14 protein-coding genes are annotated in these 14,844 nt (G+C 53.1%); 5 read left to right on the top strand and 9 right to left on the bottom strand.

The genetic code is table 11. The annotated features are described in order from the left end of the window. The first annotated feature begins 74 nt into the window (after nt 1-74). Both TLL_RS09140 and TLL_RS09135 read left to right on the top strand, forming a co-directional pair. Nucleotides 75-1,598, top strand: a complete 1,524-nt coding sequence (locus tag TLL_RS09140) for a CapA family protein (protein WP_011057638.1) — start codon at nt 75-77, stop codon at nt 1,596-1,598. 310 nt (nt 1,599-1,908) lie between these two features. Beyond that, nucleotides 1,909-2,313, top strand: a complete 405-nt coding sequence (locus TLL_RS09135) for an NIL domain-containing protein (protein ID WP_011057637.1) — start codon at nt 1,909-1,911, stop codon at nt 2,311-2,313. 6 nt (nt 2,314-2,319) lie between these two features. On the opposite strand, the gene TLL_RS09130 is transcribed toward TLL_RS09135, so the two are convergent. Next, nucleotides 2,320-2,889, bottom strand: coding sequence for a Uma2 family endonuclease (locus TLL_RS09130; RefSeq protein ID WP_011057636.1), 570 nt, complete (start codon nt 2,887-2,889; stop codon nt 2,320-2,322). 87 nt (nt 2,890-2,976) lie between these two features. Here TLL_RS09130 and TLL_RS09125 point away from each other — a divergent pair, with 87 nt between their 5' ends. The 3 genes from TLL_RS09125 to TLL_RS09115 all read left to right on the top strand — a co-directional run bounded on the left by TLL_RS09125 (nt 2,977) and on the right by TLL_RS09115 (nt 5,634). Then, entirely contained in the window at nt 2,977-3,639 is a 663-nt protein-coding gene (locus TLL_RS09125) for a retropepsin-like aspartic protease family protein (RefSeq protein ID WP_011057635.1), read from the top strand. 3 nt (nt 3,640-3,642) lie between these two features. Continuing rightward, nucleotides 3,643-4,227 carry an RdgB/HAM1 family non-canonical purine NTP pyrophosphatase gene (rdgB, locus tag TLL_RS09120; protein ID WP_011057634.1) on the top strand — a complete coding sequence of 195 codons (585 nt, stop codon included), beginning with the start codon at nt 3,643-3,645 and terminating at the stop codon, nt 4,225-4,227. Nucleotides 4,228-4,449: 222 nt separating this feature from the next. Further along, entirely contained in the window at nt 4,450-5,634 is a 1,185-nt protein-coding gene (locus TLL_RS09115; RefSeq protein WP_011057633.1) for a hypothetical protein, read from the top strand. On the opposite strand, the gene TLL_RS09110 is transcribed toward TLL_RS09115, so the two are convergent. The 8 genes from TLL_RS09110 to TLL_RS09075 form a co-directional block, all read right to left on the bottom strand. After that, entirely contained in the window at nt 5,631-7,799 is a 2,169-nt protein-coding gene (locus tag TLL_RS09110; protein ID WP_011057632.1) for a glycosyltransferase family 2 protein, read from the bottom strand. The two genes, TLL_RS09115 and TLL_RS09110, sit on opposite strands and share 4 nt — an antisense overlap. Before the next feature lie 3 nt (nt 7,800-7,802). Beyond that, nucleotides 7,803-9,053 carry an HlyD family secretion protein gene (locus TLL_RS09105; RefSeq protein ID WP_164920931.1) on the bottom strand — a complete coding sequence of 417 codons (1,251 nt, stop codon included), beginning with the start codon at nt 9,051-9,053 and terminating at the stop codon, nt 7,803-7,805. Nucleotides 9,054-9,376: 323 nt separating this feature from the next. Then, a complete protein-coding gene (locus TLL_RS09100) occupies nt 9,377-9,838 on the bottom strand; it encodes a tRNA (cytidine(34)-2'-O)-methyltransferase (protein ID WP_011057630.1) in 462 nt (153 codons plus the stop codon). Nucleotides 9,839-9,873: 35 nt separating this feature from the next. Next, nucleotides 9,874-10,680, bottom strand: a complete 807-nt coding sequence (lpxA, locus tag TLL_RS09095) for an acyl-ACP--UDP-N-acetylglucosamine O-acyltransferase (RefSeq protein ID WP_164921189.1) — start codon at nt 10,678-10,680, stop codon at nt 9,874-9,876. A gap of 12 nt (nt 10,681-10,692) precedes the next feature. After that, complete coding sequence (gene fabZ / locus TLL_RS09090; RefSeq protein ID WP_011057628.1) at nt 10,693-11,154, bottom strand: 3-hydroxyacyl-ACP dehydratase FabZ; 462 nt, start codon at nt 11,152-11,154, stop codon at nt 10,693-10,695. 61 nt (nt 11,155-11,215) lie between these two features. Then, entirely contained in the window at nt 11,216-12,073 is an 858-nt protein-coding gene (gene lpxC / locus TLL_RS09085) for a UDP-3-O-acyl-N-acetylglucosamine deacetylase (RefSeq protein ID WP_011057627.1), read from the bottom strand. 11 nt (nt 12,074-12,084) lie between these two features. Next, complete coding sequence (locus tag TLL_RS09080) at nt 12,085-14,112, bottom strand: BamA/TamA family outer membrane protein (protein WP_011057626.1); 2,028 nt, start codon at nt 14,110-14,112, stop codon at nt 12,085-12,087. Between the two features lie 118 nt (nt 14,113-14,230). Further along, nucleotides 14,231-14,812: a thioredoxin family protein gene (locus TLL_RS09075; RefSeq protein WP_011057625.1), complete on the bottom strand. Its 582-nt coding sequence runs from the start codon at nt 14,810-14,812 to the stop codon at nt 14,231-14,233. Nucleotides 14,813-14,844: the final 32 nt, after the last annotated feature.

Raw genomic sequence — 14,844 nt, 5'->3', positions numbered from 1 at the left:
GATGAGTGACTTTCCATAGAATAGCCACAGAATAGCCACAGGTTTGCTCGCGATCGCCGGAAGGTTCCTTGATCATGACCGCTTCCCTTGATTTGATTTGGCAGCAGGCACGTCAGGGTGAAGCAGAGGCCATTGCCCATTTAATGAACCGCACACTCCAAGCCAAGGGGGTGCGCGCCCTCGTGCGGCGGCGGGGCGACTGTTTACAAATTATGTTTGAAGCGGCGCGATCGCTCCCCCCACAAGTCTGTGTTCAGTTTGTTTGCCGAGGTCTCAGGCAATTGGCGCCCCAAGGGGTTCTGCGGGTGCGGCTCCATGCTCGGCTTGTTGGCGAAGAATGGCCAGAATGGACACAGACCGTTGACTTACGGGAAACCTTACCGGCGGCGCCGCCTCTTCAAGCAAGTTCCAGCTCAAATGCAGCTATACCTGCCACGCCACGGTCTCATCAGGCGGTGAGTGCCTTTGGCCTCGGTTTGCTGGCGATCGCAGGCACCGGTGCCGTTGCCCTGACATTGCAACATCAACTCAGTGTCGATGCCCCACCCAGTGGGGCACCCAGTCCAGCCCTGACAACCCCTGAGCCTGATGTGTCCCTTGTGTCCCCCCCACCCGCCCCTAGCGATCGCCGCTTGCGGATTAAGGCGGTTGGCGATATTGTCCTTGGCACCAATTTCCCGAGGAACCGCCTGCCTGCGGATCCCCAAAAGCTCTTTGACCAAGTCAAACCCTATCTTCAGGGGGCAGATTTCCTCTTTGGCAATTATGAAAGTACCCTTACCGATCATCCCCATCCCTACAAAAAGACCCAGGGGGATCGCGCTTTTGCCTTTCGCTCACCGCCCAGCTATGCTCAGGTCTTACGCCAAGCTGGTTTTGACATCCTCAACATCGCCAACAACCACAGCTACGACTTCAACGAACAGGGATTTCGCGATACGATTCGCTACATCAACGCCGCTGGCATGACCGCCATTGGTGATCTCAATCAAATTACCTACCTTGAAGCCAAGGGCCTGAAAACCGCATTTATTGGCTTTGCCACCTACTACGGCCAAAATCGTCTTCAAGACCACAGGGCCGGTGCTGCCCTTGTGCAGGAGGCCAAGAAAAACGCTGACATTGTGGTTGTCAGTTTCCACGGCGGCGCCGAAGGCAGCGATCAAATTCATACCCGCGATCGCACGGAGTACTTCTATGGCGAAGACCGGGGCAATGTAGTTCAGTTTGCTCGCACCATGATTGACAATGGTGCCGATTTAGTTTTGGGTCATGGCCCCCATGTCCCCCGTGCCCTTGAATTGTACAAAGGCCGCCTTATTGCCTATTCCTTGGGGAACTTTGTCGGCTATCAGACTCTAAGCAGTCACGGCCCCCTTGGCAAGTCCCTGATCCTCGATGTTGAACTCGACGGTTCTGGTCGCTTCATTCAAGGAAAAGTCATTCCTGTACGCCTAGATGCCAAAGGGATTCCCCATATTGATCAAAACTTTGCCAGTGTGCAACTGATTCGCCGTTTAATCCAAGCCGACTTTCCCAACACTCCCTTGCAGATTGGACGCTTCGGCGAGATTCTCAACAGCTATTCCCAATCCTAGTCCTCCTTTGGTGAATGGGATAACAATAAGCTACCGGAGCATTGTTAACTCACCTTTGATTCCGTTGACACAATCCCCAAAATCAATACGCTTTAATTAAACACTAGACAGTCGGAATAATATTTTCACTACCAGTGCGCTGACAACTGAACGGGACTGAAGGGATCGGAGAAAAGTATAAATTTATCTAGTAAACAAAATTTAATATTTTTGGTTTTTCAATTCCTATGAAAAAGACTGTGCACTAACTTTCCCAGTGTTGGGAGTGTGCGATACTTGTGAAAAAGGTTGTGCTAAAAATCTTCAACCAGTGAAAAAGCGAGTTACATTGACATTCCCCAGGCGGACGATTCAAATGCCCGTTACCTACCGCTTGGCCAAGGACTTTAATATCGCTGCCAATATCATCCGTGCCCAAGTGGCACCTAACCAAGTGGGTAAACTGGTTCTAGAATTGGCTGGGGACATTGACCAAATGGAGGCTGCCCTCGAATGGTTGCGGCAGCAGAATATTGAGGTGTCCCTTGCCAGTCGTGAAATTGTCATTGATGAGCAGGCCTGCGTCCACTGTGGCCTCTGTACAGGGGTATGCCCTACTCAGGCACTGACACTCCATCCAGAAACGTTTCAACTCCAATTTACCCGTTCCCGTTGCATTGTCTGTGAGCAGTGTGTTGCCGCGTGTCCGATGGAGGCGATTCACACAAACTTTTGATTGAGATTAGGGCTCTAGGGTAACATCTTCATAAATGGCAGATAGGTGGCCTTGCCAGCCAATGCTCTTGAGCTCAACCCCATCTTCTGGGGGGGAGTAGGCCTGCCAAACCCATAAGCCTGAGCTACTGCGACGAAAGCTTTCCAATCGCTGGCGGCGGGTATTAACCAGTACATATTCCTCGAGGCTCTCAAGGCTTTGATAGTCAATGAATTTATCGCCGCGATCAAAGGCCTCGGTTGAGGGAGAGAGCACCTCAATCACCAAGCAAGGGAAGGATTTATAGAGCCGTGTTTCCTGATCCCGTGGATCACAGGTTACAAATAGATCTGGATAGTAAAAGCAGTTGCGCTCTTCTAGGCGCACTTTCATATCTGAAATGTAGAGACGACAACCCTGTTGCCGCACAGTGGGGTGTAAAAGGGTAGCCAAATTCAAGGCTAGGGTGACGTGGGCATCACTAGCTCCTGCTATGGCATATATTTGGCCGTTGCTGTACTCGTGCTTAACCCCATTTTGGGTTTCCCATTGCAAATAGTCTTCAGGACTCAGTTGCGGCGAAGGTTGCGTGCTCATTGGCAGTTTGGAAGAGCTAGCGGTTATCTCGCTACTATTGACTACTCTACTATTGACGACTATTGATCCTAGGGTAGGCAGAAAATCATGACCCAAGAACGTGGATATTGGGGATATTGGGCACTAGCGACGCTGGCAGGCATGGTGTTCCTAATTGCTCCGGCCAAGGGAAAGCCTTCGGTTGTCCTGCCAGAAACTTTTTATCGGGCGATCGCCAACCAAGACTGGGCAACAGCGGTGCAAATTCTCGATCAGGTCATTCGTGAGTATCCCCAACAGGCCCAAGCCCTTGGCAGCTATCGTCAAGAATTGCTACGACTGCAACAACTGCCCCCAACCCCTGCTCCCTCAGGGGCAACAGTGATCACTCAACCCAGGGGCATGATACCGATTCTACGGCGACAGGGAGGGATTCCCGTTATTCAAGTGACGTTTAACCAACGACTGCGGTTTGAGATGCTGGTGGACTCAGGAGCCAGTATGACGGTGATTACGCGATCGCTGGCACGGGCTTTAGGCATTACCCCAGCTCAAGTGGTGGATCATCGCCTGTTTCATACTGCCAATGGTCCAGTGGTGCTGCCAGTTGTCTATGTCCAATCCATCAGCGTCGGTGGCTTCCATCGTCAGCAATTGCCCGTTGCCGTGGCTGGGCCTGAAATGACCATTGGCCTTTTGGGACAAGATTTTCTTCAGCATTTCGATGTCACTTTGCGGCAAGATCATATTCAGTTGCAGCGTCGTCCGTAGGAAATGCCCATTCTTGCCCAAGCTGTCTTAGCCAGCCACAATGCAGGCAAAGTTAAAGAGTTTCAAGGGTGGTTACAGCCGTGGATTGGGGAGTTGGTAGCCCTGCCAGCCGCCATTGAGATTGCGGAAACTGCGGATTCCTTTGTGGCCAACGCCTGTTTGAAGGCCGCTACTGCCGCCAAAGTAATGGGAGAGTGGGCGATCGCCGACGATTCGGGGCTAGCAGTTCATGCCCTTCAGGGGGCACCGGGGATCTATTCGGCTCGCTATGGGGCTACGGATGCTGAGCGCATTGAGCGTCTATTGCGGGAAATGGCCGACGTGAGCGATCGCGCCGCTGAATTTATTTGTGTCATTGCCCTAGCACGTCCCGATGGCACGATTGCCGTTACAACTGAGGGACGGTGTGCAGGCGAGATTTTAACCGCTCCCCGGGGTCAGGGGGGGTTTGGCTATGATCCTGTCTTTTGGGTGCCCAGTCAGCAGCGTACCTTTGCCGAGATGAGTCCCGTCGAAAAGCAACAAGTGAGTCATCGCGGTCAGGCTTTGCAGCGGCTGCGGGAGTATTTCCAGACCTTGAATCCGTAGATTTGCGGTTGTTGGTAGGAAGTTTTTTGTCCTAGGCTGGCATTTGTAGGGTTGCTAAGCTAACCTGTGGCCACGATGCAAGAATGGCTCTAGTATTCGAAAGTTGCATTAAGCAATGCCCTCTATAGAAAGAGACTCATGGGGAATATAATGAACACAAAAGGATAGGCTCCCTAGGCCCAGTGGCTCGCAGGCTTCTTACGGTGATTCAAAGCAAAGACTATGGGCGATCGCGAATTAATAGACCAATTTATTAAAGACTTGATTCAGAAAAATTCGCGAATGCTCTCGAATCGGCACCTGCGCGTAGAAACAACGTTTGATGAAGTCCAGCTCATTTCCTACAAAGATGGCATTGTTGCACGGGTGAAAACAGAGGCCCCCACCCTTGCCATTGAAGTGCGGGATGCATCACCCTATCGACCTCTGATTCAAGAGGTAATGGTAGATTATGAAATCTTCCAAGTCGGCATCGCTCAAACCCCCGGATTTTTACGTTATGAACACCGCAATGTTCCCGAAGGCTATGTGATCCAATACACCGAAGCGGGAGTGCTGTGGAAAGACCGCTGGGCACGGGGTAAGCGACGCGGTGTTCTTACAGGAGGCAACTCCCTCGGTATGGATGCGATGATTCTCTATCGGGGCACCTGGTATCCTATTCAAAGTGTCAATGCGGCCAATGGCTTTGTTGCCATTCGTACCTTGGGGGGAGAAGTCACTTACAATGCCGCCGACTTCCTTGTGTGGCTGAAAAAAGACGAGCAAGGGACTGAGGAAAGTCCAAGCCAAATTACTGGCTACAAACGGGGAGAACGTATGGGAGAAATCGACAGTGAGCCCACCCAAATCCTCGAGGCCACGGAAATGATGGCTGCCAAAGCCAGTGGCACCCCATCAACGCCAGTTCCCTCCCCTGCTGGTGAACCAGGGGAAAAAGAGCAAGCCGTTATTTTGCCTTCAGCGCCACAGGTACCTACGGTTGCAACAACCGTTTCAACGCTCTCTGAGCCTGCACAACCGGCTGAAGCCAGCCAAGGATATTCAGCGGCGAACTACGAGTACTCCGTTGGCTATCCCCATCCGAACTACGACTATTCCCAAGGGTATTCAGCGGCAAACTACGAGCACTCCGTTGGCTATCCCCACCCCAACTACGACTATTCCCAAGGGTATCCAGGGGCAAACTATGAGCACTCCGTCGGCTATCCCCATCCCAGTTATGGTCAGCCCTACTCACCCCAAGCCTACCAGCACATTGATTCCAACACTCAGATGGCCCTGACGTATCTCCAATCTAGCTTGGCCTATCTGCTGCAAGTTGAGCCCAAAAATGCCAATATTCATGCAGCAATTCGCGCAACCAGTATGGCAATTCAAAATCTCCTTGCCCTTCTGAATGGTTAGCGGCTCTCTGCAAGGGGATACAAGCGAAAGATACTCTGCAGCAGTGCCCAAGTGGTTTTAACTTCAGGAACACGCACCTCATCCCATTGACCTGGTTGACAGTAGAGATAGTTAATCAGGTGCCGTTGTTGTGCAATAGACAAGGAGAGAAATTGAACACCAATTTCTAGCACTAGGCTCTTGCTGCCTAGGTTTGCAGTTCTTGACCAACGCACTTGGACCGGTAAGCGTAGGTTGATGAAGGGACTGGGCTCAAGGAAGTGCAGTTCACCCACTGACTGACCGAGCGATTCTGGCGGAAAACGGTTGAGGCGTATCCGTACCCCTTCTTCGGAAATATCAACGGTTTGCCCGCGGTAGCGATCGCCCCCAACAATCAATTCACAGGGTTCAGAGCGCAAGAAGCGCGGATGGCGCCGCTGGGGCACATCAATGGCCACCAGCATACACACCAACAGCAGTGACAGGTTATAAATTGACCAGACGACATTCACCGCCAAGCTATCGGGATTGACAATAGTCTCTTGAAGGGGAGAACTGCGCCAAATCAGACCCCCAATTGTCAAAATGGCAATGATCATCAGAGGACGAATCAAGGGCCAGTTGATATTGATGCGATGGGGATCCACCACCCCTTTGGGGGTCACTTTGAAGGTTTTGCCCCTCGGACTAATGAGGGTACGAATCACGGTTATCGCCATAGGAAAGGCAATTATTGTTTCATAGACATCGGACCAAAAGGCAGAGCGGCGACCCTCCGTCAGCCATGAAAAGGCCATGATATTCCCCAAGTAGTAGGGAAAATAAAAGTAGAGAATCTCGTTCACTGTGGCTCGCAAAGGGGCAATACCAAAGAGCAAAAAGGCCAGGGGTGCCAAAAGAAAGATCACCCGGGGAATGGAAAGAAACCAGTAGATGATACTGAGGGCATGGGAGAGACGCTGCGTTAGTCGCAGATTGGGGGCTGTGAGAAAATTCCCCCCCAGAAAAAGCATTTGCAAGGTGCCTTGCCCCCAGCGCAATCGTTGATTAATGTAGGCACTAATTGTCTCCGGTGACATGCCAGCGGCCAGGGCTTCATTGAGGTATTTCACCCGATAGCCGCGGGTTTGCAGCTTAATGGTTGTCATGTAGTCTTCGGTGATACTGTCCGTCGGAATGCCACCAATTTCATCAAGGGCACTGCGGCGAATCACAAAACAAGTGCCACAGCATACCACGGCGTTGAAGAAGTCACGGCTGGGTTGAATAAAGCGAAAGAAGAGCGTCTGCTCATTATTGACAATTCCCTCTAGGCCAAGATTGACAGTGACCGGATCCTCATTGAAAAAATGCTGCGGCGTCTGCACCATGGCTGTTTTGGCATCCTGGAAAAAGCCCACAGTGCGGGTGAGGAAGTTCCGCGTCGGCATGAAGTCGGCATCAAAAACGGCAATCAGTTCCCCCGTGAGCGTGGGCAGAGCATGGTTAATGTTCCCGGCTTTGGCATGGCGGTTGTCGGGGCGATCGCGATATTCACAGCCCAGTTCTTTGGCAAGGGCGCGCACGGCGGGGCGACGGGTATCATCGAGGAGGTAAATGCGCTTGTGGGGGTAGTCCATGGCTTGGCAGGCAATCACGGAGCGGCGCAAAATCTCGACACCTTCGTTGTAGGTTGGTAAGATCACATCTACCCAAGGCAGATACTCACCGCGAATCACTGCTTGGCTCAGGCGATCAGCTTCAGGAGTGCGGTCAATAGAGAAAATACAGTGAAAGAAAAAGGCCACACTATTGAGAACCGTCAGCAGTTCCGCCAAAAAGAGGGCAAGGGAGATCGTGCCATTGAGGCGATCATCCAGGTTGAGGCTGCCAAAGAAGCGCCACAATTCGTAACGGATTCCCAGTAAGGCAATGCCTACACTAACAATAAGCCGTGACCAAAAAGTGGGTTTGGGGGAGAGTTCCTTGAGTAAAAATGTGATGGCAAGCCAAACAAAGGCGGGCAACAGCAATGCTTCAAGTGTAGTTCCTTGGGGGCGCATGATGGCCTGTCCCTCATGCCAAAAACCGACAAGATTCGGTAGTAAATTCCGCCAGTCCAGTTGCCAAAGCAATATTCCTAGGAGGGCTAGAATGCCTAGGAGCAAAAGCCAGCCATCGGTTGGCAACGATTTGAGGCGCATGGTTTAGCCTCCAAACACCACTTCAACACTTTGACCAACACCGCAGAAACGTTCGGCACTGAAGTCTTCTGGTAGGTTCTGGAGTTGAACGTCAACCGCCAGTTCGTTGCGCACCAGATCCGGAGGGGGCACGGCCACGTTTTCCCCCACTTCAACTTTGCCAGGGCCACCACGAATCGCCCGCACAATGCCCCTAAGCCGGCGATCGCTCCCATCCAGCAAGCGCACAGTAGCCTCTTGACCCACCCGCAGACGAGGATTTTCTCGCTCGGCTACCAATGCCGTTGCCCAGACATCACTGCAATCTAGAACTTTAACGATCGGATCGCCCGCTGCCAGGGGAATACCGAACTCCCCTGTTTTGTGGATCACTGACCAAACGACCACGGTGGTCGGTACGTTCACGGTCGCCAGGCGTTGCAGGGAAAGTTGCTGTTTGATATTGGCAATTTCACGGCGGAGCTCGGCAATGGTTGTGGCTAGTGCCAAAAGTTCAGCGTCAATATCAACAACTTCAATTTGCAAATCAATGAGGCGGATTTGGGGAAAGCTAAAGGTACGCGAAGCATCCAGTTGCAGTCCTTGGCGAGCCGCTTGGAGAGCTGTTTGTTGGCGGCGCAGTTCGGCCTGTTGACTCTCAACAAATTTCGCCGCTTGCTTGGCACGGGAAACGGCTTCATCGGCGACTTGGCGAGCCACAGCGCCTGCTTCCACCAAAGCGGTATAGCGCTCGGCTTCAATGCGGGCAATGGCCAACGCTTCTTGAGCTTGGCGGAGTTCTCCGAGGGTGCGCTGTACTGCTTCTTGGGCAAAGCGGGTTTCAAGGATGTGTTGACTTTGCTGATAGCGCTCCAGTTGAGCAATCAAAGCCATGCGGCTGTTGCGTTTCTCTTGCAGACCGCGCTGTTGGGCAAGGGCAACACCGAGTCGGGTTTCCAAATTCTGGCGATCGGTTTCCAGTTGAGGATTGCGATCGTTGCGGATGAAGCCAATAGTCGTTCCTGCTTTCAGGAGCTCGCCGGGGCGCAGCGGTTCCAGGGTTAATGTACCGGCAATTCTGGCATAGAGTGTCATCACTGTGCCATTGAGGTAGCCCACGCGGCTGACCACATACCGCTGTCGCCACCAGAGGAGATACACAGCTAGGCCAATAAGGGTGATGCCAAGACCGATGCGAACGATACGAAAAATGCGGCGTCGTTCGTTACTGCCTGGGGGTTTGGTGGCAGCTGCACTGGAAGATGAGTTAGTCATATTCGCTCTCTCCACTTTCACAACTCAGCAATGTCATCAACAGGAAGCCCGTGCTCCTTTGCCCCCTTGAGAATTGTCTCTAAATCCTTGGCTACAGGCCTCAGGGGGTCATCAATAAAATTCTCCCCTGCAACCTAGGTCAGAGCCGTTATCGCCTGACCTGTGGACGTTATGACTCTAAAAAATTTATGGCAGTAATCTCCCTATTCAATACCTTCCTAGACGTCTAGTCGTTGAATGTCTGCCACAGGACAACTGTAAACGATACCCCAAAGGGAATGGCGAGGATCAGGAACAAAAGTCGCTTTTTGATATGGCACGTATCAAGCAGTTGAGCAATAGAGTTGGCGGTAAACTTCCATGAGGGCGATCGCCACCGATACCGAGAGGTTCAGACTGCGGACAGCAGGCTGCCACATGGGAATTTTGAGGAAGACATCGCAGGTGGCTAAAACATCCGCAGGAATACCCGCGGGTTCACTACCAAAGACCAGCCAATCACTCTCAGCAAAGGTGAAGTCCCAGTAAATCTGCTGGGCGGCAGGTTCAAAGGCAATTAAGCGTCCGTGGCGGTGGGCCGTTTTCAGAAAGGTTGGCCAGTCGGGGTGGCAATACAAGGTGACGTAGGGCCAATAGTCTAGACCGGCGCGCTTGAGGTAGCGATCGCTGAGTTCAAACCCCAAGGGTTCAATCAGGTGCAGCGGTGTCTGGGTGGCCGCACAGGTGCGGGCAATATTACCCGTATTGGGGGGGATTTGGGGATGGACAAGCACCACAGCAGGCATGGCATTGAGCAAGTGGCAACTAGAGACTTGATCCTTTAGTCCATGGTTGCCCGACCACCGGGGGTTAAGCCGCGCCGTCCCTCTTCACGGGCATAGGTTAAAAAGCGCTGGAGATGCTCTAAATGCTCAGAAGGGGGTAAGGTTGCCAATTGGGCGATCGCCTGGGCAAGGGGCAACTCACGGCGATAAAGAATGCGAAAGGCTTCCTTGAGGTCGCGCATTTCTGCCTCTGTGACACCTGCCCGCCGCAGTCCCACCTGATTGAGGGCACGAACCCGTGCTGGATGACCTTCCACCAGCATATAGGGCGGTACATCCCGATCTACCCGTGCCATTGCCCCCACCATTGCCAAGCGACCAATATGGACAAACTGGTGAATACCCACCATACCGCCAATGCGGGCCTTTGATTCAATGCAAACATGGCCAGCGATCGAGGCGGCATTCGTAATGACCACCTGATCCTCAATCACGCAATCATGGGCTACATGAACATAGGCCAGTAGCAGATTGTGGTTACCAATAATTGTGGCATCCCCTTCACCATTGGCGCGGTTAATCGTCACGAACTCGCGAATCGTATTGTAATCACCAATGCGCAGGGCACTATTGGCCCCTGTATATTTTTGATCCTGAGAGGCAGTGCCGATGATCGCTCCCGGAAAGATACGATTGCCGACCCCCACCTCCGTTGGCCCTTCAATAATCACATGGGCACCAATTTCCGTATGGGCGCCGACGCGCACCTGTTCACCAATCACAGCATAGGGGCCGACGCGAACTGTGGGATGTAGTTCAGCACTGGGATGAATGACAGCAGTAGGATGGATTAGTGTTTGCATCATTGATTGTGACTAGTCCACCAGCGAGAACATCATCTCGCCCTCACAGACCAATTGACCATTCACCTCAGCCCGTCCTTGCATTTTTCCAATGCGCTGTTGTTTGACAACAAGAAGCTCCGCCCGCAGGATCAACTGATCTCCGGGGACGACTGGACGGCGAAAGCGCACCTTATCAATGCCCGCGAACACAGAAAGTTTATCCTTTGCCCAGTTCATCTGCATCAGCACAACCCCGCCCACTTGGGCAAGGGCTTCCACAATGAGCACCCCCGGCATGATCGGGCGACCCGGAAAGTGCCCTTGAAAAAAGGGTTCGTTGATGGTGACGTTTTTTAGCCCCACAGCATACTTTTCGGGGACATAGTCAATGATCCGATCCACCAGCAAAAAAGGGTAGCGGTGGGGGAGCAACTGCTGTAGCTCAGTGACCGTCAGTACAGTGGTTGGTGGGGAATCAGTCAACGTTGGCATAGGGGTCGGTGTCGGCTGCAAGTTAAAGATATAACCAAATCATAGGGGAGAATGGTTGCCCCTAAACCCTCTGTTGGGCGATCGCCCGGGCCAATTGGGTATGCAGATGATGACTAGCGCGATAGGCCACATAATGGGCAATGGGGGGTGTTCCGAGGAGGGCTAAATCGCCCCAGAGATCGAGTAACTTGTGGCGAACGGGTTCATCGGCAAAGCGTAACGGCGGGTTGACCCAACCACTGGCACTGCACACAAGGGCATTCTCTAAGCTGCCCCCCTGAATCAGACCTTGGCTGCGCAGATAGTCCACTTGTTCAGCAAAACCAAAAGTGCGAGCCGGGGCGACCTCCGTCGCTAGTTCTGAGGGCGTAAAACTACACCACTGGCGACCTATTGCCCGATAGGGAAAGTCAATGCCATAGGTGAGGCGTAGCTCAGGGGCAGGAATGGCACTAACAAAGGCCTCTCCTTCGTAAATGGTGACCGGTTCCTTCAAGATGACTGCTGGTCGAGGGGCCTCCTGGGGGACAACACCTACCCTCTGAATGCCTTCGAGCCAAGGTTGTGCCGAGCCATCGAGCACGGGCACCTCAGGACCTGTGATCTGAATCGTGACATTATCAATGCCGGCGATCGCCAGCGCTGCCAAGAGATGCTCAACCGTGCGCACACTGGCGCCATTGGCCACCAACTCCGTTGCCAACTGAGTGGATTTCACAGCCTCAATCCGAGCAGGAATGACAGGCTGCCCCTCCAGATCAAGGCGCACAAACTGGCGTCCGGTATTGGCGGCTGCCGGCTGAAGGGTGAGCGCAACCCACTGGCCTGAGTGTAAGCCCACCCCTGACCATTGGGCAGTTCCAGCAAGGGTCCGTTGAGTCGTTGCCACCAATGGTGTCGGTCCAGAGGCCGCGATCATGGAGCTTTCTCCTAGAAGCGTTCACCAATACCAAAACTAAAGGCACTGCCCCCTTGATTGTTCCAGCCAAAGTCAATGCGGATATTGCCTAAGGGGGTATTCACCCGCAGGCCAGCTCCATAGCCTAGCCCCTCTCCGGGTTTACCGCGCACAATTCCCGGCTGACCGGGTACGCTGCTTTGGGTACCGAGCAAACTGGCCCCATCTACGAAGAGTGCACCACCAATAATGTTAAAAATTGGGAACCGATACTCCACCGTCCCCTGTACAAAGGCACGCCCAGAACCGATCGCCCCCTCTTCCCAACCGCGCACCGAGTTAGCACCCCCAATCGTAAAGGATTCATAGGGGGGCAAATCGCCAAAAATGTTGCCCGCTTGAATATTGAAGGCAAAGGTTTGCGGCCCCTCAATACGCAGAAACTTCACTGGGATATAGAAGCTATAGCTACCCCGCACCCGATTCATCAAGATGCTACCCGCACCAATGGGAAGTGACTGATCCACGCCTAGGCGGATCACTTGGCCACTGGTGGGACGCAAGGGATCATTGCGCAAGTCCCGCAGAATCGCCGCTTGCACCGTAAACAGGTCATTGAAGCCGCGACAGACGCCGTTGTCTGGAAAGGTTAAACAGTTGCCTAAAGCATCGGTGTTGAAGCGGGTAAAACCGCCGTCTAGGGATGTGACGCGTTGATATTGCAAGCCAAGGGAACCGGTCCAAGCGGTACGCACCTGATCGCGATCCTTGGTAAAGGGACGGGTAAAGAAGAGGGCAGTGCCCAAGCGGTTAATCCGCGGAAAATCGCCATTGGCCAAACGAACATCAATGGGGCCATTACTGAAGGTATAGGGAACCGTCAGGCGGTTGAAGGCACTGACGGTGTAGGAGGTGCGGTAGGGATCCCCTTTAATCCATGGATCGGTGAAGCTAAGGTCAAAGAGAAATTCCCCTTCAGTCCCCCCTTGGGCTTCCGCACTCAATTTCCAGTTGCGGCCAAAGAGGTTGTTTTGCTGGAATGCTACGGTTCCAAATAGACCTGCGGCCGAGCTATAACCTGCCCCCGCAGAGACACTGCCCGTATTGCGCTCTTTGATATTGAGGATTAAGTTCACCTTGCGGGGATCCTGGCCGGGTTCAAGGGCAACTTGCACATCCTCAAAAAGTCCCAGTTCAAAGAGGCGTCGCAAATCTGCCTGCACTGTCTTTTGATTAAGGACGACCCCGGGTTGGGTGTCCATTTCCCGGCTAATGACAAAGTCGCGGGTACGTTGTTTCGTCGGCTCCCCTTCTTTATTCAGAAAGCGATAGGTAACCTGTTCAACGACCCCCTCAGCCACCTGCAACGTGACAACACCATCGGGATCGACTTGGGGGGTACCAACAACTTGACCCAAAATGTAGCCATTATCCCTATAGAACGTGTTAATTTTTTCAATCCCAGCTTGGAGCTCTCTAAGATTGAGGGTGCGGCCAATTTGGGGGGCAAAAATTTCGTTCACTTTCTCTTGGGTGAGGACTTGATTGCCCGCCACTTGAACAGCTCGCAGTACCGGATAGGGGCGCACGACAAAGGTAATCCGCACACCGAGGGGGGTATCCCTAGGGACGGCATTGACATCGGCAAAAAACCCCGTAGCAAAGATGGCGTTGGTATCTTGTTGGAGTTGCGTGCGGGTAGTGGTACTGCCCGGTCGAGTGCTAATGACCTGATAGACCAATTGCTCCAGTTCAGGGGTGGCTCCTTCAACCACCACTTCAGCAATCAATACTTTGGGTTCATCAGCGGGGGGCTGACCCACAGGCGCAGGGGTAGAGGGTGCCGCTGGCGGGCTTTCAGGCACAGGCTCTGGGGATGGTGGTGTCGGGGGTGCTGGGGTTGCGGCTGGTTGGTTTTGAGAAAGTGTGGGGGCTTCTTGACCACGGCTGGGACTCAAAGAACCGAGGGCGATCGCCACCGTTGCTATTGCGACTCCTACGGTTTTCAGGGCAGATCCCATTGACGGCATCCCCACTGGCGAAAAAAGTTCGTTATTCACTGCTCACACCTAAAAAAGAAATCCCATCAACACAGCCAAACCCATTGGCACTGATATCACAGTAGGCTAAGGACTCAAAAGCGGCAATAAAAGTGCCCTTCTCTTCCGCTTTCCAGGATTAGCGGTAATAGGCCGGTTCATTGCCCGGTTTCCACTTGATATTGCAGCCGAGACTTGGCTTTTGATCCTCACTGGGGGTTTGACCGGCTAACACAGCATCAATGGCGGCACGCAAGTCTTTGCCCGTCACCGGTAGGCCATTCTGGGGGCGGCTGTCATCGAGTTGTCCGCGATACACGAGCTTGCGATCGCTATCAAAGAGGAAGAAATCCGGTGTACAGGCAGCGGTGTAGGCCTTGGCCGTTTCCTGGCTCTCATCGTAGCAAAGGGGAAAGGTAAACCCGAGTTCAGTGGCCATCGCCTTCAGGGACTCTGGGGCATCCTCGGGATAGTTAGCGGCGTCATTGGCACTAATGGCAACAATTCCTAAGCCTGTGTCTTTGTAGTCGCGCCCCAGCTTCGCCAGTTCCTGTTGAACATGCTTCACATAGGGACAGTGGCGACAAATAAACATCACCAGTAGGGCTTTCTTATCGGCAAAGGTGCTGAGGGAAATCGTTTGGCCACTCACCACATCGGGCAGTTGAAAATCGGGAGCAACAGTACCAAGGGCAAGCATCGTGGATTCTGTCCGCGCCATAAAACCTCCTGAGAACGCTGACAAGAGTGTTA

The organism is Thermosynechococcus vestitus BP-1 (genome assembly GCF_000011345.1).
Lineage (GTDB): Bacteria > Cyanobacteriota > Cyanobacteriia > Thermosynechococcales > Thermosynechococcaceae > Thermosynechococcus > Thermosynechococcus vestitus.
This window is presented reverse-complemented; position numbering and strand designations above follow the sequence as displayed.

Bases quoted from the DNA above. Each gene is read 5' to 3' on its own strand.
- TLL_RS09115 (WP_011057633.1), top strand. From the start codon at position 4,450: ATGGGCGATCGCGAATTAATAGACCAATTTATTAAAGACTTGATTCAG.
- lpxC (WP_011057627.1), bottom strand. From the start codon at position 12,073: ATGATCGCGGCCTCTGGACCGACACCATTGGTGGCAACGACTCAACGG.
- fabZ (WP_011057628.1), bottom strand. From the start codon at position 11,154: ATGCCAACGTTGACTGATTCCCCACCAACCACTGTACTGACGGTCACT.
- TLL_RS09130 (WP_011057636.1), bottom strand. From the start codon at position 2,889: ATGAGCACGCAACCTTCGCCGCAACTGAGTCCTGAAGACTATTTGCAA.
- rdgB (WP_011057634.1), top strand. From the start codon at position 3,643: ATGCCCATTCTTGCCCAAGCTGTCTTAGCCAGCCACAATGCAGGCAAA.
- TLL_RS09105 (WP_164920931.1), bottom strand. From the start codon at position 9,053: ATGACTAACTCATCTTCCAGTGCAGCTGCCACCAAACCCCCAGGCAGT.
- TLL_RS09125 (WP_011057635.1), top strand. From the start codon at position 2,977: ATGACCCAAGAACGTGGATATTGGGGATATTGGGCACTAGCGACGCTG.
- TLL_RS09140 (WP_011057638.1), top strand. From the start codon at position 75: ATGACCGCTTCCCTTGATTTGATTTGGCAGCAGGCACGTCAGGGTGAA.
- TLL_RS09100 (WP_011057630.1), bottom strand. From the start codon at position 9,838: ATGCCTGCTGTGGTGCTTGTCCATCCCCAAATCCCCCCCAATACGGGT.
- lpxA (WP_164921189.1), bottom strand. From the start codon at position 10,680: ATGCAAACACTAATCCATCCTACTGCTGTCATTCATCCCAGTGCTGAA.
- TLL_RS09075 (WP_011057625.1), bottom strand. From the start codon at position 14,812: ATGGCGCGGACAGAATCCACGATGCTTGCCCTTGGTACTGTTGCTCCC.
- TLL_RS09110 (WP_011057632.1), bottom strand. From the start codon at position 7,799: ATGCGCCTCAAATCGTTGCCAACCGATGGCTGGCTTTTGCTCCTAGGC.